The 22,138-nt window shown below is 44.9% G+C and carries 10 protein-coding genes; 2 read left to right on the top strand and 8 right to left on the bottom strand.

Going from position 1 to position 22,138, the window contains the following annotated elements:
• Positions 1–298 precede the first annotated feature (298 nt).
• Together B4G94_RS07255 and B4G94_RS07250 are read left to right on the top strand one after the other, a co-directional pair.
• A complete protein-coding gene (locus tag B4G94_RS07255; RefSeq protein WP_286858004.1) occupies positions 299–2,863 on the top strand; it encodes a tetratricopeptide repeat protein in 2,565 nt (854 codons plus the stop codon).
• A 220-nt stretch (positions 2,864–3,083) separates the two neighbouring features.
• Positions 3,084–3,722: a hypothetical protein gene (locus B4G94_RS07250; RefSeq protein WP_286858003.1), complete on the top strand. Its 639-nt coding sequence runs from the start codon at positions 3,084–3,086 to the stop codon at positions 3,720–3,722.
• Between the two features lie 37 nt (positions 3,723–3,759).
• On the opposite strand, the gene B4G94_RS07245 is transcribed toward B4G94_RS07250, so the two are convergent.
• The 8 genes from B4G94_RS07245 to B4G94_RS07210 are packed head-to-tail and all read right to left on the bottom strand — an operon-like array spanning position 3,760 to position 21,543.
• Complete coding sequence (locus tag B4G94_RS07245) at positions 3,760–4,302, bottom strand: hypothetical protein (protein WP_286858002.1); 543 nt, start codon at positions 4,300–4,302, stop codon at positions 3,760–3,762.
• Between the two features lie 7 nt (positions 4,303–4,309).
• On the bottom strand, positions 4,310–5,563 hold the full coding sequence (locus B4G94_RS07240; RefSeq protein WP_286857999.1) for a condensation domain-containing protein: 1,254 nt from the start codon (positions 5,561–5,563) through the stop codon (positions 4,310–4,312).
• Entirely contained in the window at positions 5,560–6,831 is a 1,272-nt protein-coding gene (locus tag B4G94_RS07235) for a condensation domain-containing protein (RefSeq protein WP_286857997.1), read from the bottom strand. The genes B4G94_RS07240 and B4G94_RS07235 overlap by 4 nt, the downstream gene beginning before the upstream one ends.
• A 3-nt stretch (positions 6,832–6,834) precedes the next feature.
• Positions 6,835–9,240 carry a glycosyltransferase gene (locus tag B4G94_RS07230; protein WP_286857996.1) on the bottom strand — a complete coding sequence of 802 codons (2,406 nt, stop codon included), beginning with the start codon at positions 9,238–9,240 and terminating at the stop codon, positions 6,835–6,837.
• Positions 9,233–10,015, bottom strand: coding sequence for an alpha/beta fold hydrolase (locus B4G94_RS07225; protein WP_286857995.1), 783 nt, complete (start codon positions 10,013–10,015; stop codon positions 9,233–9,235). Before B4G94_RS07225 ends, B4G94_RS07230 begins: the two co-directional genes overlap by 8 nt.
• Positions 10,006–10,305 (bottom strand): acyl carrier protein, encoded by a 300-nt coding sequence (locus B4G94_RS07220; RefSeq protein WP_286857993.1) that lies wholly within the window; start codon positions 10,303–10,305, stop codon positions 10,006–10,008. Before B4G94_RS07220 ends, B4G94_RS07225 begins: the two co-directional genes overlap by 10 nt.
• Entirely contained in the window at positions 10,293–14,537 is a 4,245-nt protein-coding gene (locus B4G94_RS07215) for a beta-ketoacyl synthase N-terminal-like domain-containing protein (RefSeq protein ID WP_286857991.1), read from the bottom strand. Before B4G94_RS07215 ends, B4G94_RS07220 begins: the two co-directional genes overlap by 13 nt.
• Positions 14,538–14,556: 19 nt before the next feature.
• Positions 14,557–21,543: a type I polyketide synthase gene (locus tag B4G94_RS07210; RefSeq protein WP_286857990.1), complete on the bottom strand. Its 6,987-nt coding sequence runs from the start codon at positions 21,541–21,543 to the stop codon at positions 14,557–14,559.
• Positions 21,544–22,138: the final 595 nt, after the last annotated feature.

The raw sequence follows: 22,138 nt of genomic DNA, 5'->3' as shown, positions 1-22,138 counted from the left end.
CCTGCCACCCCGACTAAAGAGCGCTAACGAAAGTTAGGGCTTTTATTGTTTCCGTCTATTTTTCTTCTTGGCTCCATTATTGTATCAATTCAGTTGCCGATAGCAAGCAAAAGAATAGGGGATCGCGGAAACAAGATGGATATGACCTATAAATAGCCTTTTAGGATCCAATTTTTTCGTGACGATTTACCCAATGTGGATGGAATTCTTTAGTTTTGGCTCTGCTAGCTAAGGAAGATTACACTATTGCCTCCTCGGCAAAGAAACGTTTGGAAAAACTCAGAAATACGGACGAACAATGATATTGAAAGAAAAAATCGGCGACACCTACCTGAAATGCCTGCTTACTGGAGTACTTTCGGCTATGTTAGTTACAGGACATGCGCAGGAAGTGGTGAAACAGCAGAAAGAGAAGCAACAGCCGCAACAAAAAGAAAAGCAACAGCTACCCGGGCAACAAACTACGGAGCAAGTCCAGACGATGGATTCCATTGATGTCGTACGCGATTACCGGCCGATGCTGGCCGATGCCGTCAAGGTGCGCAGGAGTCCAAATATGCAACTTATCAACCGCGATGCGATCGAAACGGAGCTGCGTCAGATCGCTACCAGCATCTATTTGGCACAACAAAAATATAAACAGGCATACTACCATGAGTTGATGAAACGTCATCCGGACGCTTCGCAAAGCAATATCGACAATTACCGCATCAGCTATCTGGCTTACGGGGCGGGCGAATACAAAAGAGCGAGCGGTATGTTGGAATCGATGAAACCTTCGGATGCCTTTTATCAGGGCTCGATCATGACTTTGGGCCATATTGCTCTGGAAACGGGCGACAAGCAAGGGGCACGAAATGCCTTTGTCAAAGCGATGAAACTGGATCTCGACCGGCAAGTGAAAGCCGATGCGCTCTTTAACTACGCCAAAGTGCTGTTTGCCATGGATTCCACCCAGGCTGCCCAGCAAGTTCTTGAGAAATATATCGCCCAGGAAGTGAAGCCTGCAGATCCGGGTGCCAAAAGACAGGAAAGTCCGGAAATACTATCAGCTGAGATTCTGCGAGGGACGACCAACTTTCATGCAGGGGTCAGCATGCTGGAATCGCTGAAGGAACGCGGCAAGGAAGTCGATGCGATCTATCAAAAGGTAACCTACTACCGTGGACTGGAGTTCTATAACGAGCGTGCTTTCGAAAATAGTATATCCATGTTTATGCGTTCGGAAAAATTTCCGATCAATGCGGAAATGGCGGCTCTGGCGACCTACTGGAAAGCGGAGGCAATGTATGAAGTGCGCAAATTTGGGGAGGCAGTAGAAAATTTCTCCCGGTTCCTGAGCTTGCCTGCGGCAAAAAACAACGAGGTCTATAATTACGCCAATTATGGGCTAGCCTATGCGGCCTACCGAAATAACCGTTTCGCGCTGGCAGCCGATTATTTTGAGCGCTTTCTGAAGGCCGGAGCAAGTACCGTAGATGAAAATATACGGTATGATGTGATCGCACGTCTAGGCGACTCGTATCTGTGCCTACGTGATTATGGCCGGGCCAACAGCTACTATGACAAGCTGATCAACGGGAAAGCGCCCAATCAGGACTATGCGTTGTTCCAACGCGGTGTACTCTTTGGATTGCAGGGCGATAATGAAACGAAGCTCAGTACCCTGCGGTCCGTTCTGAAACAATTTCCGGCTTCGAACTATGCCGATGACGCGGCCTTTGAGATCCCTTACACCTATTTCACTATGGGCGATTATGAGAACGCGCTCACAGGGTTGCAAGCAATGATCGAAAAGTACCCGCGCAGCAGCTATGTCCCACGTGCGCTGATGACCATTGGGCTTGTACAGTATAATAACGATGAACCCGAACCAGCGAAGGCCACCTTCCAACAGGTGGTGGAAAAATATGCGCGAACCGCCGAGGCAGAGCAGGCGATGCGTTTCATTGAAAACATCTACCTCGATCAGGGCGATGCGACGAGCTACATCCGGTATGCGATCGGTAGCAATGTGGGTAATTTGAGTCCTGCGGAGCAGGATGATCAGGCTTTCCAGGCAGCCCATTCCCTCTTTGCCCGGGGAGAATATGGAGCCTCTGTGGAGGCGATCAATGCTTATTTTGATAAATTCCCGAAACCCAAACAAGAAAAATATGCTCGCTACATCCGCGGGGTGAGTTCGTATAAGACCGGGCATCCGCAGGAAGCGCTGCACGATCTGAATATCATCCTGAACGACTGGACAAGTAAGTATACGGAGAATACTTTGCTGACAGTGGCTGCTTTATATCTGGACTTAAAGGAATACAACGAGGCCATTGTCCACCTAAAAAAATTGGAGCTAAATTCCGAATATAAAAAACACTATGGCTATGCGGTAACTAACCTGATGATCTGTTATTTCGAACTCGGTGATATGGAACAGATGGCCAAATATGTACAGTTTATAAAGGCTTACGATGGTGCAACAGAGGAGGAAATTGCCAAGGCACACTTATACAGTGGCAGGGCTTTTCTGAAGGACAAGAATATAGTGTCTGCCATGAAAGAGCTCAATCTGGCCGCTCTGAAGAGCCAAACGGAGGTAGGCGCAGAGGCACGGTACCGTGTGGCGCAATTGCAGTATGATAACAAGGAGTACGACAAAGCCCAAGAGACAGCCTTTGATGTGATCAATAATAGGGAGGCATATGAGTATTGGGTGGCAAAGAGCTTCGTATTGCTTGCGGATACCTATGCGCGTAAAGGCAATTCTTCTCAAGCGAAGAGTACGTTGAAAAGTGTGATTGAAAATTATGAAAAAGATGATGATATTGTCCCTTCAGCAAAAGAACGTTTACAGAAATTGAACAAAAAGTAACAGCAATTTTTGATGATTGAAAAAGCGTTAACGGAAGTTAGCGCTTTTTTGTTTAATCCTAACAGTCAATAAGACCAAAATTTGTCAGCTACAGCAGTAGCATTTCTAAAAAAGAAATACACATTTTAAAGCAAACCTGATAAAACTTTACATATATTTATCTCACAAAACCAACTATTACCGACAATTCTTAAATGACCAAATAAAAACGGGACAATAGATGAAACAGCAATACTTATTCGTAGTGTATGCAGTTGTTGTGGCAATTGTAATTTTTATATTATGGACAAAACTCAAAAATCTAAAAACACAATCCATCAGTAATACCAATAGACCTCTGGGCAACAGCTTTCCAACAAAAACGGTCACTAATGATAAATTAGTCATTGTCGAAGATATTGATGACAATGACGTAGAAAAAATCTTGCAGGAATTCTGTAATTCTTATAATCAAGAAAGTTTTCAAGCTATTCCAAGGCTGACAAAGTTGTCGAACAAAAAATTCGCCGTGACTTTTCCTTTTGATATTGATTTTGATATTTATTGTTTTTTCATCAACTACGTAAATTATCCAATAGGCTTTGATCAAAGTTTTAAAACCATTGGTTGGGCAACCACCAATCCATCTGATAGCTGGGTTACCAAAAATATTGCTAACAAAAATGTGATGCTATATGTCAGTGAGTCTGATACAGAATGCGATAATGTCTACCTGACAACCTACGATAATATTGGATATAAGCTTGGTTTTGGAATGAAAAAGAGAAAACAATTACCGGACAGACCCGAAAAGGATTTTGTAAAGTCACCAATAAATAAGAGCGAATTAGAAGCAAAAACATATACTGACTTTAGGTAGCAAATGTTAGACAGAATTAGCTTCTTACTTGAAGACATTAGTTCTGTTCTATTTTCTGTACTGTTAATGATGGCTCCGATAAATGCTTTCTTAATTTCTGTATCGGTAGATATGTAAATAAAATTGATAGTACACCAGCCAGAAGCCCATCTAAAATAGCCATTGCGGTTGCATTTAACCTATAGTGTGTAGACAGATTATATTGTGCCAGCAAGAGACAGAGGAATACAAATAAACCCGTTGCGAAGCCATGGATAATACACAGCTTCGTAATAAATTTATTCCTGTTCAGTTCACTGTCTACTGTTAAAGCGATTGACTCCTGTTCTATGGCTGCGATCACCCGTTTGATAATATCCATTGTAAGGACAACAGGTAAAAATATGGCCATCGGTAGCGTCAGTCGAGCCAAACTTTGCGGACCAGCGAAAAAGTGCGTATATCCCAGCTCCTGGAAGCTGGCGTAAGCAACCAGGAAATTGAAGAAAACATTGGGGAGGATATAATAAATTGCGCGCTTTCTTAAAAATCGCCTGAGCGTTGTTTTTTTTATTTTCTTTGATTCCGTAAACTTCGTCATGTGTATTCTATAGGGGCAAGGTCATGAATGCAATAGCCGTATCTTTTATTTTAATCGCTTCTTCTTTTGGTAAAAAATCTTCATTGGACATAAACGTAAAATCCATTTGTTGATTAAAGGTCGTTGTAACCAAGGTATTTGAATTCAACCAGGGGAAAGCCACTGTTGGACTGTATATGGTTTCCAAGGTGAAGTTGTTGTACTCGTTTGGAATTTGGAGCTTACCCATATTGGATAGCGTGAGGTCATGTCCTCCCGGACTTGATTTTAACATGGAAATCATGCGTTCCACCAGCGGATGCATCTGTTCGCCCATCCAGAGCAGCTCCCGGGCTTCCATCTTTTCTATTTTTTGTGTGAGTGCCTTTTTTATGTCTTTCGCGTTATCCATGATATTATCGTTTCCCTTTTTTAGAGAAAGTTCCACTGTCGGAGCAAAGGCGAACATATGATCTTGTTTAATTTCCGGGATAAAGTGGCGGATGTCAACCGGGCTGATCACTTTATTTTTTGCAGCCTTACCTTGCACCTCCCGAAAAGCTTGCATAAATGCTGTACATAAGAGTGCATGGACAGTAATGCCTTGCGCTTTGCAACCTTGGGTTATGGCCGCCGTTGTTTCTGCATCCAGTTTCCAGTGCATCGCATAGTTTTTCCCCTGGTTTCTTTTTCTGCTCTTTCGTTGTAGGAAAAAGAAAAATTTCGCCAGCAGTAAATAGAACTTGGCTTTGCGTGATTTTTTTCGGAGCTCGAAGCTCTGTGGTAGAAAGTCATTAACCGATTCAAAGAGCTGGTAGGGTTCGAGTTCCTTATCGGGGTTATCCAGTAGGTAAAGTAGCTCCCGCATCAACGTGACAATACTGGTTCCATCGCAGACACAATGTGGTAATACCCAAAGCAACTCCGAATTGGAATCCCCTTTGATCCATACCAATTGGGCTAGTGGTTTACTGTCAGCTTTAAATGGGCGATACCATTCCCGTTCCGATTCGGGGAGCCAGTCCATATCCGTTTGACGGCTTACTATAACGAGTGGAATGGATTCCATGTCTTCCTGTACAACAAAATGGGGCTGTTGTGCATCTGCCATCTGGATGACTGATCGGAGCAAAGGGTGTTTCCGTTGAATTTTTGCCAGCGCGCTCCGAAGATGTCCTTCAGCGATCTCCCCATTGATTTTAGCTGCAAATACACAGTTTAAGGGCGTTTCGGTATCAACATACATGATCCGTTCCACCATCATTAGTTTTCTTTCGTTCATGATGCCACCTGATAATCTAATTGTTGTCTGATCCGGTCTATGATCACATCCCGGATGGCCAATGCTTCACTATAGGGGAGGTAACCTTCGCTTCCCATAAAGGAAAAATCCATTTGTCCACGAAAGGTAGAGGTGACCATTGTCGTTGTATTGCCCAAAGGACCAATGACCGAAGGACTGAAGATTGTTTCCAGGTTGAATGTGCGATATTGATCGGGTATCTGTATACGGCCCAGATTAGAAAACATACAGTCATTGGATGATTTACCCCGTTTTAAGAGTTTGGTAAAGTTCTTCAGCGCATCATGGGCCGATTCCATCACCATCATGGTGATATAAGGATTGAGTTTCGCTGTTTTGCGTTCCACTTCATCCTGCATCAACCGGAGGTTATCCAAAAAGCTCATCTTCTGGTTCGAAGACATGACAATCATCAATCCGAACGCAAAAATATGGTCATCTTTTATCTGTGGCGCAAAACGTCGGATATCTACGGGACAGGAAATTTTATTGAACGCTGACGAACCACGTACGCTATGGAATGCTTCCAAGACCGTAGCCCCCAGAAATGTGTTAACAGTGACATCCAACGACTTGCAATAAGAAATAAGTTGCCTGCTGGTGCTTTCGTCCAGCTTCCAATGAATTAAATAGTCGGTCTGTCGATCGATCGCTTTTCTGCCGACCGGAATACATTTAATCGCTAAAGCTGCTAATCGACCGATTGTTTTTGCCTTAAATCGCTTCTTACCACTCTGTAAGATATGTTCCGGTACGACATCTTCAATACCACGGATAGGATTTTCCAGCCCGATCTCCGCAGTAGGGTTGTCCAACACCTTTAAAAATTCATGTAATAATGCCATGGCCGAACCGCCATCACACAGACAATGATGAAATACAAATAGCATATCCGAAACATCCTCACCCCTTATCCAGACAAATCGGATTAGCGGTTTGGACTGATAATCGAAAGTCGAATGCCATTCCCTTTTGGACTCTTCCTGCCAGTCATCTTCACTTTGTCGGTTTACGAACCGTACCGGAATCGATATGGTTCGTTCCGGAACTTGAAACCAAGGTATATTCCTGTCATCATGCTGGATGAGTGCCCGTAGCCAAGGATGTTTTTCCTGAAGGCGGCTCAGGGCATATCGAATGTCCTCTTCGTTGAAAACACCACGTAGCCGAAAAGGAATAACGGCATTGAAGGGTTCGGTTCCATCCCCCAGCAGCATGCGTTCACCAAATAGTAGTTTTCTTTTCATAGCCTATACCTGTGTCAACGTCGAACATTCTTGTTTTACAAAGCCTTCCAATAGCGCTACAGCCTGATCGTTGCCACCAGCTGTTTGAAAAGTTTTTTGTACCTCCTTAGCGGCATTTCTGTATTTGGGGTTATTCAATAACTCAAATACAGTGTCGCGTAGGGTGTCAATGCGCATGCGTTTGTACCGGATACTCAATCCGCATCCGGCCTGCTCAATGAGTTTGGCCGTATGAAAATGATCATACGCAATCGGTGTGATCAGCATGGGCAGACCGTTTGTAAACGTGTCGTTCACCGTATTGAAGCCTCCGTGGCAGATAACCATGTCCATCTGTGGCATCAGAGCGGATTGGGGAACGAAGCCGCTCACGATAAAATTGGAAGGCCATTCGTCGAATATTTCCGGTGGAGTAGCCGCAATAATTGTCACCGGCTCATTTGCGAAAGCCTCGATCAGTTTACCAAAAAATGCTTTTCGAATATCCACGAGTAGTGTACCTAAGGATACAAATATCTTCGGAGTACTGCTTGCTGCCAAACGTTCCCAGTCAAAAGGAGTGTTATTTGGACGACCTTTGACCGGTCCGACAAATTTCATGTGTGGCGGTACTGTTTCAAAGCCGGCGAAAGCTTGTGACGTAAATATCAGGTTGAGCTGATGAGAGTGTATAAAGATGCCATCGTCATAAATTCCTACGGCCTTCTGAAGATCTTTTATAAGGTTTTGCTGCCATTCAAATATCTTAGGTGCATTCTTTTCCGTGTCACCCATGACGTCCGGAGGAACAGGGGTTGTTGTCACACAAGGGATCTGATGTTTATGTGCGAATAGCGCGCCTCCAAAGGTAATGCAGTCGTTTACGATCACATCGGGCTGCCATTGGCCGAGAAGACGTTCCAATCCCGGTATCATCATTTTTGCGATCGGGACATAGGTTTCTTCCAGTGCCAGTTTCATGACTTCGGGGCCTGAACAGGAAGGACCATCGTCCTGACGTTTCAATAACTGTTGGAGTTCCTCCTGAAAAGGAACCAGATCCGCTTCAGGATAGATATAACTTCCACCTGCAGGGATATGATGATCTGCCAAAGGGGTAATACCAAACCACCGGACTTCATGCCCACGGGCAAGGAGGCTCGCACCAACGCTTAACGTTGGACTGATATGTCCGAAAAATGGTGGTACAACGATGAGGAACTTCGCAGGCATTTCCGCCCTAGGGGTAACAGAAACAGCTGCCTTTTCCAATAAGTCTGCTGCAGATTTTGTGCCTCCGGCTTCCCTAAAAGACTGGCGAACAGTTTGTGCCGCTTCGCGGTAGGATGGATTGCTGAGGACCGTATGGACACTATCTTTTAAATGATGCGCTTTAAAGCGATTGAAATTCAGTCGTTCACCGGCGCCGGTACGCACTACGCGGCCAGCTACATGCGACTGGTCGTAAGCGATCGGGATGACCACAAGTGGCAGACCCTGTGAAAGAGTTTCGGAAACGGTATTATGGCCGCCATGGCATACGACTGCATCCAGATGCGGTAACAAATCCAGTTGTGGGATGTGTTGATAAACCATGAAATTCTGGGGCCAGGATTCAAATAGCTGCGGATCTGAAACAACGACGACAGTCAAGTCCTCGCCGGCAAACGCATCGATTACTTTTTGGAAAAATGCTTTCTTATGATCATGATCAAAAGTGGTACCGATACTGACCAGGATTTTTTTTCGATTACTGGTATGCAGTTTATCCCAGTCAAATCCCACGGATATCCGACGTTCGGACAGGACAGGTCCCGTAAAATGACAGTTTGGGGCGAGGTCCATCTCTCCAAAGAAATAACGGGATGTTAAGACAAGTGTAAGCAGATCCGAGCAATCCAAGGACTTGTTTCCGGTTACACCTAGTTCCTGTTGTAAAGCAACGATCTGTTTTTCTTCCCATTCGTGCACTTTTGGGAGTTCACTAACAATTTTAATAGCTGCGGGAGCCGTTACAGTAGTCGCATAACGAAATCCCAGTTTTTTTGCCGCAACAGCAGCGGCGAATAACTGATGGTCACCAATGACGAGATCGGGTGCACATGTTTCTAATAAGTCAAGAATACCTTTATAACAATGTCTATTTAAAGGAATAAGCACATCTTCGTATAGAAATTTAATGCTATCAATACCATAAACAATCTTTTTTGAAATAATATCGAGATATTGTTCACTTTCTTTTTTTTCTTCATCGGTCTGGTCATACTGAATAAGCAATAGCTTCCCTCCAGCCGGAAGTTTATCGGTTAAGTTTTTGTCAAGACTGATCCAGGCCACCTCATGTCCTCTTTCCAAAAGTTCAGCACCAATGCTCAACGTCGGATTGACATGACCTGTCAGTGGGGGGACAACAAACACAAATTTAGCCATGGTTTTGTAATAAAGGGTTAGATAAAAAATGAACGATAGTTTCAGCTATCCGTATAGGTTCTTGTATGGGGATATTATGGTCTCCGGGAATAAGCTCCAGCTGTGCACCGGGGATTTTTGTTTGTAGCCATTCGCCCGTTGGCTTGCAATTGGAAACATCTCCATACAGCAACAGGGTAGATGGTAGCAACGCCGTTGCATCTATTTCATGAAGGAAATATTTCTCCTTGATCATATCGGCTTTGATGCTCGTCTGATTGAATAAAAATTCGTAGAGGCGATGGTTTTTTTCAAACTGTCGCTTACCCATTTTCATTTTCGTCGTATCGGTAAAATTTGCGATATAATGCTCCAAAAACTCCTTGCTATATTCATCTATAATATTGCGTGCTTTTTCATCCTGCGGATCCGGAGCTTCCATAACGACTAACTTTTCCACACGCTTAGGCATCCGCAATGCCGTCTTAAGTGCAATAAGTCCACCAAAACTATATCCTAACAGATGGATGTTTTTAAGCTGTAGCGTATCCAACAAAGCAATTAGATCGGATGACATATTTTCAAGATCATAGCCTTCCAATGCACGGTCGCTCATGCCATGACTTTTGAGGTCATACATGACGACGTGAAAATGCTGCGCCAGGACTGGGGCAATATTAAAATAGTAAATAGAGAGGTTGCTGAACATACCGTGGATCAGTACCACGGTATGTTCAGCGCCTTTGTTAAGTTCTTGTATGTGAACTTTCCTGTTGTTGACCGTAATTATTGGCATTCGTAGATATAATTGATGATCATACGGAGGTCAAGATTGATTAGTTGATCCAGGTCCATCGAAGATAACCAGCCGGTAAAATCAATCTGCTCACCAAAATGTGCTTTGATTTTCTCGGAAAAAGAAACAATTTCAATGCTGTCCATTTCGAGATCTTTTGTAAAGGAGCTTTCCGGCGTGATATCCATCTCTTCAACAAATTCTTCGCCGATAACCTTTGTGATAAAGCCTTTTAATAAAGCGAATAATTCTTCATGATTTAATTTTAGTGTCGTGTTTACAGTGTCCATCCGATAATATAATTTTGGTGTTTGATCGTTTTTATTTCTATTTGATTGATCCAGAGATGATCTCCCTCGATACGTTTTACTTCGTGTCTTTTGGGGTTACCCTTTAAGCCGGTGCCCAGGAATTTTCCATAAGCTTCCTTCGCTACCCAAAAACGGGTTGTCCATTCGGCCTGCTCTCTGCCTTTGAGCAATTCCATTTCCGCATCGGTAAAAACCAGTGGGTAAAAACCGGCACTCCGTTCCTCGATGACTTCCATGTCAATGCCAACCGGTTTGTCCTTCCGGGCTATAGCCACAGCATCCTTACCTTTATGAGCCAGTGAGATATGAATATCGTTTGTCATATCGCCCAAAAGATAAGGTTTGCCTACTTCGTCTGAGCGGATTTCAAACGTAATCGGATAACAGGGATGATTTTTCTGACGGTTTAAAAGCTGTCTTACCGCGTCTTTTACCGCAACACGGCTTACCATCCAACTTTTTCTGCGATTGGGCAGCAACTGTTGGTAATGCTGTTTTTCCGTTTGGTTGAAATAACGTTTCAGAATAAAGTCCCAGGAAGCGACACGCGTATAAGCCTGGTGAAAGAAGAAAACAGCTGGTGCGATTTCCGTTGAGAGACGGTTGTGCAACGGTGACATGGAAACATTCCAGAGTGCCTCATCGATTTCCAGCCGTCTATTTTGCCAGCCACGGATTGCGCACCATACTTTTCCGTTTCGTTGGAGCGTAATGTTTGCGATAGCAAACTCATCGTTTAGCTCCGTCAACATACAGGTGCATTCGAATAGACCTTCTTGGTTATGTATATCGTCGAAAAATTCAATTTCCCTAATTTTGACCGGGAACGCAATGCGATCTTTTGTCAGCGTGAGCTGCAGCCATAAGCCAAACAGTTGCCCGGCATTATCCAGTAAAGAGCCTTTGCCGCCATTGCCTTTGATCTTACCTGTTATCCCTTTTTTACCTACGGCAGTTACCTCCATAATCCCTTGATAAGCTGTTCCGTGAAACATATGCTTCTCATAAATCTCTTCAGAAGTACGTGCAATAGGTAAGGTTTCGCCGATGGAAAGGTCAAAGCTTGGCGGTGGGGGATATACGGTTGATAAGCCTACCTCCGCATTTGCAAAATTCTCAATATCCAGATAGGCGCGTTGTGGAGTGCGCCATTCACCCTTAACTGTTTTTTCAAAAGGTTTGGCTACGTTCATCCATTGAAACACACTTACCTGCATGATTTTATGGATTTTTGAGTCGGATTGCTCCGCCTGTGCCATTTCAGCTAGCAATTCAAAGATCATGGTCATCGGAATCACAGGTTCCATATCGGCAACCTCTGACCATCCCTGTGGCTGCCTTAGTAGACTATGGTCGATCAGGTAGGGATGGCTCTCCAGATTGATCTGTAGTTTATTTGAGAAATGGGTACTTACAGGTTTCTCTAAGACAGCAGGTGGCGCTACAACCGAGACAAAAGCAGGTTGTGGCCTATTTTGGAAGAGATTTAATACTTCCTCTTGCATCCTGATCATATCGGCGATATTCTCCCGGAATGTCTGTACCAAAGGATGGTTGTCTTTTACAACGGTATTTGCGTTCAATTGAGCCTGGGCTGTCCCCAAAGATTTTCCTAAATTTTTGAGCGCCTCAAAATCGCGGACAATAGGTGATCCAAGCTGCAACGTCATCCCTTTATTTGCTGCTTTTTTTGTGTGGTTTTGTAACGCCAGAAAATCCAGCGCGACCGTTTTACCTTCCACAAACAAAGCGGCGACGACACGTTGTAACTGGGCAAGCGCCGAACGCGTTGTGACACTGGAGGCCAATGTGCTAAATGCTTTTCCTTTTAAGGTGTCGTCAATAAAACCGATCAATCCACCGGTACCCACCTGGATGAAGAAACGAACACCTTCTTCATATAGCTTTTCCGTCAGCTCACGAAAACGGACTGGCTCGACAAGGTGTTCAGCACTCAATTGTCGGATAGCCTGTTGGTCCGATGGGTAAGGCATTAATGTTGTCGCTGACCACAGAGGGATCTTGGTCTGCTGAAATTGCACTTTTTCCATGCCTGCCAGGATCAGGTCAAGTTTGTCTGCTACAAAAGGTGAGTGAAAACCCGACTGGAACGGTAAGATCTGATGAAATATCTGCTTTGCCTTCAATAGGGGGACAAGCTCATCCAAAGCCGCATTACTGCCACAGAGTATGACCTGATGTGGGCAGTTGTCATTGGAAACATAAATATTGGCGATATCCGCAATCAGAGGGGTGATTTCCGCAAGGCCTGTTCCGATGGCAATAAACTTGGAATCCTTGAGTTCAAATGTCTGCGGGTTAAGTACATCAATAAGATCTTTGACCGAACTTGCTTCCGCCAGCTCCGAAGAGTAGCCGGCGAGCCATTCGCCCAAACTATGTCCGGCGTTCATATCAGGATAGATCCCCAGTTTTTTGAGGGAATTATCAAGGATGCTACAGGCATTGAAAATATCCAGTGCATCGTTCAATAAACCTTCACCTTCCGTTTGTATGGGCGCTGTCAATCCAAAATAGCGGCTGACCGAGTCTACCTCTCCCTTGGCTAAGCCATCTAACCCCGGGAAGACGAAGGCGACCTTGCCTCCCTCTTGTAATAATGGCATAGAGGTATACCAAATATCTTGTTTGTTGCGCCAGTCCCTATCTTTAGCGACAATTTTGATTGCTTTTTCAATCCGTTCCGGTGTTGGGTCAAATAGAGCGAGACGATAATTGCCTTCACCTACTGCTGTGTCGTTATGCTGTAAGGCCGCAAGCAGTTCCGCATGTGTTGGCCGGGCAAGTAACAATACTGGATCTTTTTTCGGCATATCGTAACCCGTTAATACCACATGTGCATTGATACCGCCAAAACCAAAAGCATTGACTGCTGCCACTTTGGGTAGACCTGTCTTTGACCAGCTTTTTGCTTCTTGCACGGGTGCAAATCGCGTTGTCTGCATATCAGCGGTCGGATTTTCGCAATAAAGCGTCGGCGGTAATGTATCGTGATGAAGCGCCAAACAAGTTTTTATCAGCCCCGCGATTCCTGCCGCAGGCATGGCATGACCAATATTGGATTTGACCGAACCGATTCCAGCAGCAGGCGCAGCCACAACCTGACCAAAAAATTGCGCTAAGGTCTGCAGCTCTGTTTTATCCCCAAGTGGAGTTCCGGTTCCATGTGCTTCTAGGTAACCGATCTGTTTTTCGTCCAGTTCAGCATTTTTCCAAGCCTGTTGTAGTGCCTTTAGCTGACCTTTAACGGACGGACTCATGAGACTTGTGCCATGACCATCGCTGCTCACGCCGACCCCTTTGACGACAGCATAGATTTTATCTTGGTCATGTATAGCATCTTCAAGCCGCTTTAATACAACAAAACCACAGCCTTCACCGATTAGTAAGCCATCGGCATCCATGCTGAATGGTTTGATCTGCTGGTTGTGGGAAAGGGCTCCCAATTGTGTAAAGATACTCCAAAAAGCAGCATTTTGCCCTGTATGTACGCCACCGGCAATCATTAGGTCACTACGGCCACGCTGCAATTCCTGCACCGCATGGTCCACCGCGATTAGTGCGCTGGCGCAAGCTGCGTCTACCGTAAAGGCTACGCCGCCTAGATTGAAGCGGTTGGCAACAAGGGAGGCAACAAGGTTGGGGATTAAACCCATGGCCGTATCAGCGGCAAAGCGCCCCTTGCGTTCCTGGAATGCTTGCTTTACCTTTTCGATATCAGCCGAAGGAACCTGCGGTAAAAGTTCCTGTAAAAGTGACGAAATCTGTTCGCCCGTGCGTACGATTTCTATAGCACGCGTAGCACCAGGACCAGTATAATTTCCTTTTCCGATCACAATTCCTGCCCTTTCCAGGGATTTTTGCTTTTGGAATACGCCGGCATCTTCCAATGCTTTCTGTACCAGGTCAAGCGTGAGCAGATGGTCGGGTTCGGTACCCTCAACAGCGAGGGGCAATATGCCAAATGCTGTCGGATCGAAAACATAGTCCGAAATAAAACCACCACGTTTGCAATAAAAGCGGTCCACGGTTCCCGGACTTCCACTAAAATGGATCGGGTCAATCCGATCAGCCGGCGCAAATTCGGTAGAATCAACCTTATTGACGATATTTTGCCAGAACATATTGGCATCCTGTGCTCCCGGAAAGACACAGGATAAACCAACGATGGCAACATCTGTTTTCTTCATAATCAATGGATGTGACGGTTTACCAATTTTTGCCTGACATAATTAAAACTTGGCTGTCCGTGCCGTACTTGATCTCATTAAGGAAAATTTCTTTTCCTTCATCCAAAGGAATCAGGGAGATGCCACGACGTTCATATTCTGTCTCCAAAGTTTGTGAAACCATACCGGCACCCTTCCATGGTCCCCAGTTGATTGAAAGAACTTTTCCTTTCAGGCGTTTATTCAATACATTGGCATAATCATCCAAAACACTGTTTGCTGCAGCATAATCTGTCTGGCCTTTGTTTCCATAAACAGATGCTATACTGGAGAACAGGACGACGAATTGACAATCTGAACGCAGTTGTTCGGCCAGCACGCGCAGTGGTTTTACTTTGGTGTCAAAGACACGTCCGAAGGAGCTGGTTGTCTTTTGCTTGAAGAGCTTATCTTCCAACAGCCCGGCACCGTGAATAACACCATCGAGCTGTCCATATTGCTCATAGATCTGATGGAGTAAGGCGGTTAATCCAGCTTCATCACAGAGATCCAACGACTCATAAACGACGGTGTTTCCCAGTTGCTCCATATCACGGACCGTCCGCAGAATCTGATTGTTTTTAAAGATGCGTAGGGTCTCTTTCTCGATTTGTGCCGGAGCATGGAATAGCCCCGATTGAATGAGGTGGGCCCTGATCTGTTCCTTTGAGGTCATCGTCTCCAATTCTTTTGCAATAGGCGTATCTTTTCTCGGATCTATTGATCTACCCACAAGAATGTAGGTACAGGGATAGGAGGCTGACATGTGTTTTACCAATTCGGAAGTAATACCCTGTCCGCCACCAAGTACAAGGACAACAGATTTTTGATCCAGTTGGATTTGCACTTCTTCGTTGCCTGTTGATAGGGGCGAAGGAATAATATCGATGGTATGTCGTTGGTCATTTTTATAGATAACCTCTACGGTTTTATCTGTCGTTAAGATTTCTTTTAGTGCAATTTCTGCAATTTGATCCGTCTCCTGTGGCGTGTTTAAACTGATCAATCGACAGCTGGTCTGTTCAAACTCACGGGCCAGACTTTTAAATAATCCTGGGTAACCCTGGTAATGACGTAGCGCATGTGTATCGTTTGCTTTTGTGACATGTGCCGGGATGTCTGAGATTAAATAGACCCATTTGGCCCGATCCAGATTCATTTTTTTGATCAGATCAACTTGGTCTATAATATTATGTTGGATTTTCGCTGAAAATATGTCGGAGATAATCAGTCCATCGAAGACGGCAAGATCATTTTGCGGATTGACCAATTCCGCAATAGCACCATGTTTTTCGAGCATGTTTTTGATAGCCAAGGTCTGTAGCCCATGATCCGGAGCAAGGGCAAAACGTTTGCCTTGCAGAATTTCAGTATTCTGTGTTGAAGCAGTATCTGTAGGTGTCAGATCAAAACGAAGTCTGGATAAGAGGTTCTGTTCCGGAGCGGTATCACTGACTTCACTGATCCATGAAGCAAGACCGTTAAGGGTCTTAATAGCTGCGAGGGTTTCCATCAGATCTTCGGCCTGTTCAAGGTCCTCACCAAAACCGATTTTGGTTTTTAGTTCGGCAATGATTTCCATACGTTTGATCGAGTCTATGCTCAAGTCCGCTTCGAGGTCCAGGTCCAATCCTAACATCTCCTTTGGATAACCGGTTTTTTCACTGACAATATTTAGGATTGCTGTCTGTAGTTCCGGAAGGGAGAATGAAGATCTGTTTGCAGATGTTATTTCCATTGTTGGTACTCCTGTTGGAATGCCTATTGCCGGTTCCCCTGTTGCGCCGCTGAATTCCGTTAACCAGGAAACCAGGCCATTCAAGGTTTTTATGGCGGCCAATTGTTCCATGATCGTGTCTTCATATGCATCATCGAACCTTAATGTTCCGAGCTCAGTGCGCAGTGTTCCGATAATTTCGACCCGTTTGATGGAATCGATACTGAGATCCGCTTCCAGATCCATTTCCATGCCCAGCATTTCATGGGGATAGCCGGTCTTGTCGCTTACCACCTGTAACAATAAAGTTTTAATGTCTTTAGTTGCTGTTTGTACGGCTGTTGCGACAGCGGAACTTTCGCTGAGAGCAGGTTGTACCGGAATCTGAGCAGAACGATCTGTGGTTCCATTTACCGTTGGGTTCGAATAGACCGGCATCGGTGCCACTTGTGGGTTTTGTCCCAAAAAGGAAAGCATGACATCACGTTGTGCCTGGATCAGCATTTTCATGCTGTTCAAATATTCTTGCAGCATACGTTCTGCAGCTGGTTGTGCAGCTGTTGTTGCGGCCATAGGATTATTAAGGTTACTCATTTTAATGGGGCTTATTATTGGCAATGCGCCATTGACCGGTAAAGTTCCTGTTGTTGGATAGGCAGCCTGTCCATTGACACGCCAGATAGTAGGGTTTTTCTTATATAAGTTTGGCTGATCTAGCTGGATAGGCTGAACCTGACGTCCTTCAAAAAGTTTGTCAATAGTGAAATTGCGGCCAGTTCCTAAATATTGCGCAAACATACAGAGGAGGTGCGTGAGTTTGTTGCGGTTGTTGTCCTCCACATATAAGGTCAATTGATCTTGCTCCAGACAGGATTTGGTCAGGCCTGTCAGCACCTTGCCCGGGCCTACCTCAATAAATATCCTTGCGCCATCTGCATACATGGCCTGGAGTTCCTCAACAAAGCGGACAGGCTGGACCAGATGATTTGTTAGTTGGATCTTTATTTCTGATGCGGTAGTAGGATACAAACCTGCAGTTGTGTTTGACCATACGGGCATTTGCATTTCACGGAAAGGAACATCCTTTAATACACCTGCATAAAGCTCCTTCGATCTGGCGACCAAAGGGCTGTGGAAAGCACAGGCCACTTCCAGTTTTTTGGCAGAGACACGTTCCTGTTTTAACAGCTCCAGCAGTTTCCCGATGGCTGCTGTGCTACCTGCGACAACACATTGTGTCGGTGAATTGTAATTCACAGGATAACAGCCTTCGACACGATCGAGGAGCGTCTTCAACCGTTCGGCATCTGCATGAACAGCAACCATGGCACCGGGATCGCCATTTTCTACCGAATCCAGGATGGATTGGGCACGTTTGCTGCTCAGTTCGACTAGTTGATCTTCGTCAAATACACCTGCGAAACATAGTGCCGGTAACTCGCCGTAACTATGTCCAGCCAGCATATCCGGGATGATACCCAGTGACTGGAGAAATTTCGCTAAAGCTAAATCGACAATACCCAAAAGTGGTTGTGCCAGACGTGTATCTTTAATGGTTTCTTTTTGTTGTTTTAAGGATTCGGCATCAAACGTACTTGAAGGAAAGACCACTTTTTCCAGTTCAGGATATTGAGCAATAAGTTTCCGCATTTCGGGGAATACCACAAAGAGATCACGAGCCATATTGATGCGCTGACTGCCCTGTCCCGGAAACAGGAATGCTGTTTTACCTTCGCGTTTATTGACAATAAAGGTGTCTTTGCTTTCAATGCCAGATAATGCTAGTTCGATTTTCATCATCAGGTCTTCGGCGGTATCGGCAACAATACTGAGCTGGATCGCTTTTTCCGAAACTATGGCTAAGCTGTAGGCGATATCTTTTAGCGGGAGGCTATCGTTGATATCTAAAAGTGCTTTTACCTGACCCAATTGTTCCTTAGCTTCGTCGTAGTTATCGCCACGAAAAACGAACAGTTCCGATGGCCATGATTGCAATGTGATTGTACTATCCTCCTGCGGATGGTTTGCAATAACGGTATGGAAATTCGTCCCGCCAAAACCAAAAGCACTGATGCCGGCATAACGTCTTTTTTCTCCCCATAAGCCAGTTTCGGCATGGAAAGCAAAAGGACTAGTTTGTGCGTTATAATATGCATTTGGCTGTTGGAGATGGAGTGTCGGTGGTTTTACACCATGAAATACAGCCAGGGAAGCTTTGATCAATCCTGCTAATCCCGCGGCGCATTTTGTATGGCCGATCTGCGTTTTGACTGAACCTAAATGCGTTTGTGCCGGTAGTGCTCCTGAACGGCTGAATAAGTTTGTCAGTGCGCTCAGCTCTGTTTTATCACCGACCACTGTGCCCGTACCATGGGCTTCGACCAGTCCAACAGATGCTGCGCTGATACCCGCTTGGCTATAGGCCCGTTCCAAGGCCCGTACCTGACCGATTTTTCGCGGAGCTGTAAGTCCTAGCGCTTTACCATCGCTGGAACCACCGACACCTTTGATGACTGAGTAGATGCGGTCACCATCACGTATGGCATCTTCGTAACGCTTGAGTACCAATATGGCTACCCCCTCGCCCAGAGCGATACCATCCGCTTCGCTGTCAAATGTAGCGCATCGTCCTTTGCGTGAGAGTGCGTGAGTGCTGGAAAACATCAGGTAATCGTTAATCCCATTATGGAGATCCACTCCACCCGCAAGTACCATATCCGATTTACCAAGGATAAGCTCCTGGCAAGCAAGGTCAATCGCCGCGAGAGATGAGGCACAGGCGGCATCAACAGTGAAATTCCGGCCGCCAAGATCTAGTCTGTTGGTGATTCGGCCGGCAATGACATTCGCTAGAATACCGGGGAAGGAATCTTCGGTCGTATGGGGAAAAGCTTCTTTCACTTCCTGATGAAGTTCTCCGAATACCTGTTTGTAGTATCCTCTAAAGCTGTAGCTATTGGCAAGGTCATTACCACCTTCGGCGCCGATGATAACAGAAATATTTTCGCGGTTGATTTGTTTTTCGCCATAACCGGCATCTTCCATAGCACGTTTGGCAACCAATAAAGTCAGTAGCTGTGTCGGTTCAATGGCGGCGAGGGATTGCGGCGGAATCCCGAAAGCTAGTGGATCAAAATCAATTTTCGGAATAAAACCACCCCATTTCGAGTGGGACACATCGGGGCCGTCTGTGTTAGGTTGATAGTAGATATCTTTGTTCCAGCGTTCATCCGGCACTTCGGTAACGCTATCTTTTCCAAGGATGATATTGCGCCAAAATTCTTCTAGATTTTTGGCTCCAGGAAAGATACATTCCATCCCGACAATGGCGATATCCAACGGTTTTTCGCTGGAAAGCGGTTCTTCCGATAATATTGCTTCATGGATATACTGCTGATTGCCAATGCCGACATGTTGGTGCAGCGTGTCTAGGGAGATCACCTGGTTCTGCATGGTTGCAATCTGGCCGATCATATACATACCCAGATCCAGTTGTTCACTCTTGGGGATGTTGACCAGTTGATCGCCTTGACGGTCGAGACCTTTAGCAGCGATACGCAGGCGACCGACGTTTAATTTTTCGAGTTTTTCCCAGACTTCTTTCTTATCTATGCCTGCAGTCAATAGTTTGGCTTTCTCATGGTTGAAATGTTGGGCAAAAGCGGTATTTAGGCAACGTGTTTCATGACCCGGTGCGGTCTCCAGTAGAACGGTATCTTTGGCTTGCATAGCTTGTCTCTGAAATTCTTCCTGAATAGCTCCGCTGCTTACCGCTTCATGTGTATAAAGATATGCAGTTCCCATCAGTACGCCTACTTTTACACCACGCGCAGCTAAAGGAGCTGCCATAATGGAGACAAATGCCGTAGAAAACGCATCGTGGATACCGCCGGCAAAGAAGACGCTGATCTGTTCCGGGTGATCTTCTTTTAAGATACGTTCAATCTGTTTTTCCCAGAGTACAGTGCTTGAGAGAGGCCCTACGTGACCACCGCATTCGCGACCTTCGAAAATGAAATTTTTTGCGCCTTCTTTGAGGAACATGTCGAGCAGTGCTGGGGAAGGAACGTGCAGGAACGTTGTTATACCTGCTTTTTCAAAGACTTTAGCCTGTGCGGGACGACCACCGGCAATCAGAACAACGGGAGGTTTTGCTTCTAGAATATAAGCACACTGTTCTTCACGCAATTCCTGTGGTGCAAAGCCTAAAATCCCCACTCCCCAGGTTTTGTTTCCTGCAAGCTGTTTGGTTTCCATGACCAAGGCTTTGGCCTGTTCGCCGCGAAGCAGAGATAGCGCGACAAAGGGGAGTGCGCCGGCTTCTGCCACAGCATTGGCAAAAGCAGGCACATCACTGACACGGGTCATGGGGCCTTGTGCGATCGGGTAACGTAGGCCAAGCTGTTTCGCTAACGCATTATTTCCGTCGATGGGGCGCAAGGCTTTGGCCTGTTTTAAATGACCATACATCGCCTCTTGAAACCCAAAAACAAGTTTTTTCAAGGTCCTAAAATCTTCGTAAAGATCGATGGCTAGGGAAATGTCTTGTCCCATAGGGATATAGCTGACTGCTGGATTTAAGTCAGTAAAATACCTGCTGAGTTCGGAGGCATCGACCTGGTCAGATAGTACAGGTGAGTTTGGCCGCACCAGTACACGATGGTTCGCGATCACCTTAGTTTCTGTTCCGTTTAATTTTTCACAGCGTGTTTTAAATTCCTGTGGAATGGAACACTCCGGGAAAAGAGCAAGTTGACTGTCCAATACGATTCCAGTGGCACCGAGGGCTTTCGCTGCAGCAGCGGTATGCAGACCTATGCCGCCTTGTACCCATACGGGGATGGACTGGATTTCTTTGATAATGCGCTGGAAGAGCACAAATGTGGATTCATAGCCGACCAAGCCTCCGGCTTCATTTCCTTTGACGATAATTCCTTTTGCATTAAGTTTTTGGGCTTGAATGGCCTCTTCGAGACTGCTGACCTGATACACAATGGACAGTTGCGGGGCTTTGGGAGCCGGAGTTCCGAAAGGAAGAATGACGACACTCACTTTTTCCGGAATATGAAGGGACAGAAGTTTGTCATCTGGAAAATAAATTCCATAATTAAATACAGCAGTCTGATCAAGTTGATTCAGTGCTTCCTGAGCGCAGGCTAAGTCGTACCCCAAACTTAATACGGGAAATGCCCCCGCCTGATGGAGTTTGGGCATAAGATTGACGTCAGGCTTTTCAAAAGGTGTTAATCCAATAATGGTTAAATTTTTCATGCATTGATGAATTTGAACATATAATAGCAGGAGATCCCATAACAAACATCAAAATCTTTGTGGTTTTGATAGGAGGGTTGTTATGTTGGAATAAAAGTAGTTAATTTTTATTATATATTTAATGATAAAGGTAATTTGGTAATGATTTTTTAACAAAAAAGTAGTAAATACTTGAGTGTTATTAACCGATAGGCTACAAATTTATTTAAATTTGGTTTTGATTTTTATTTTTTGCTGACTCTTGAGGAAAATAACAGAATACGTTATGTTTGAATAACTAAATGGATAATTTTATCTCATAAACTTTTATTGATAATGTTTCTTGGTAATTGCTTGTCTTTTTTTTTACTGTTTGATCATCGTTGTAAAAACCTATTTGGGATGTTTAGAAATGATAAAAGCAAATCGACAGATTGAATTTTGTGTATGGTATAATAGTCTGTGTATTTAACTTTAAAATTAAATATTAATAATGGTCAATATATCAGTTAATTAGTTTTATTTTTATGGTAATGCTTGCAAAACATGCATAAGAAGCGTATATTTGTGTCACACAAAGCAAAGGTGATACCTTTTTCGGGGTGTAGCGTAGCCC

Origin of the sequence: Sphingobacterium sp. UBA7625 (assembly GCF_002484085.1) — a bacterium.
Classification (GTDB): domain Bacteria; phylum Bacteroidota; class Bacteroidia; order Sphingobacteriales; family Sphingobacteriaceae; genus Sphingobacterium; species Sphingobacterium athyrii.
The sequence above is the reverse complement of the archived record's forward strand: the minus strand, read 5'-3'. Positions and strand labels throughout refer to the sequence as shown.

Excerpts from the sequence above, each read along its gene's own strand:
- B4G94_RS07225 (WP_286857995.1), bottom strand. The coding sequence starts at position 10,015 with ATGCCAATAATTACGGTCAACAACAGGAAAGTTCACATACAAGAACTT.
- B4G94_RS07255 (WP_286858004.1), top strand. The coding sequence starts at position 299 with ATGATATTGAAAGAAAAAATCGGCGACACCTACCTGAAATGCCTGCTT.
- B4G94_RS07240 (WP_286857999.1), bottom strand. The coding sequence starts at position 5,563 with ATGAACGAAAGAAAACTAATGATGGTGGAACGGATCATGTATGTTGAT.
- B4G94_RS07215 (WP_286857991.1), bottom strand. The coding sequence starts at position 14,537 with ATGAAGAAAACAGATGTTGCCATCGTTGGTTTATCCTGTGTCTTTCCG.
- B4G94_RS07245 (WP_286858002.1), bottom strand. The coding sequence starts at position 4,302 with ATGACGAAGTTTACGGAATCAAAGAAAATAAAAAAAACAACGCTCAGG.
- B4G94_RS07220 (WP_286857993.1), bottom strand. The coding sequence starts at position 10,305 with ATGGACACTGTAAACACGACACTAAAATTAAATCATGAAGAATTATTC.
- B4G94_RS07235 (WP_286857997.1), bottom strand. The coding sequence starts at position 6,831 with ATGAAAAGAAAACTACTATTTGGTGAACGCATGCTGCTGGGGGATGGA.
- B4G94_RS07250 (WP_286858003.1), top strand. The coding sequence starts at position 3,084 with ATGAAACAGCAATACTTATTCGTAGTGTATGCAGTTGTTGTGGCAATT.
- B4G94_RS07230 (WP_286857996.1), bottom strand. The coding sequence starts at position 9,240 with ATGGCTAAATTTGTGTTTGTTGTCCCCCCACTGACAGGTCATGTCAAT.
- B4G94_RS07210 (WP_286857990.1), bottom strand. The coding sequence starts at position 21,543 with ATGAAAAATTTAACCATTATTGGATTAACACCTTTTGAAAAGCCTGAC.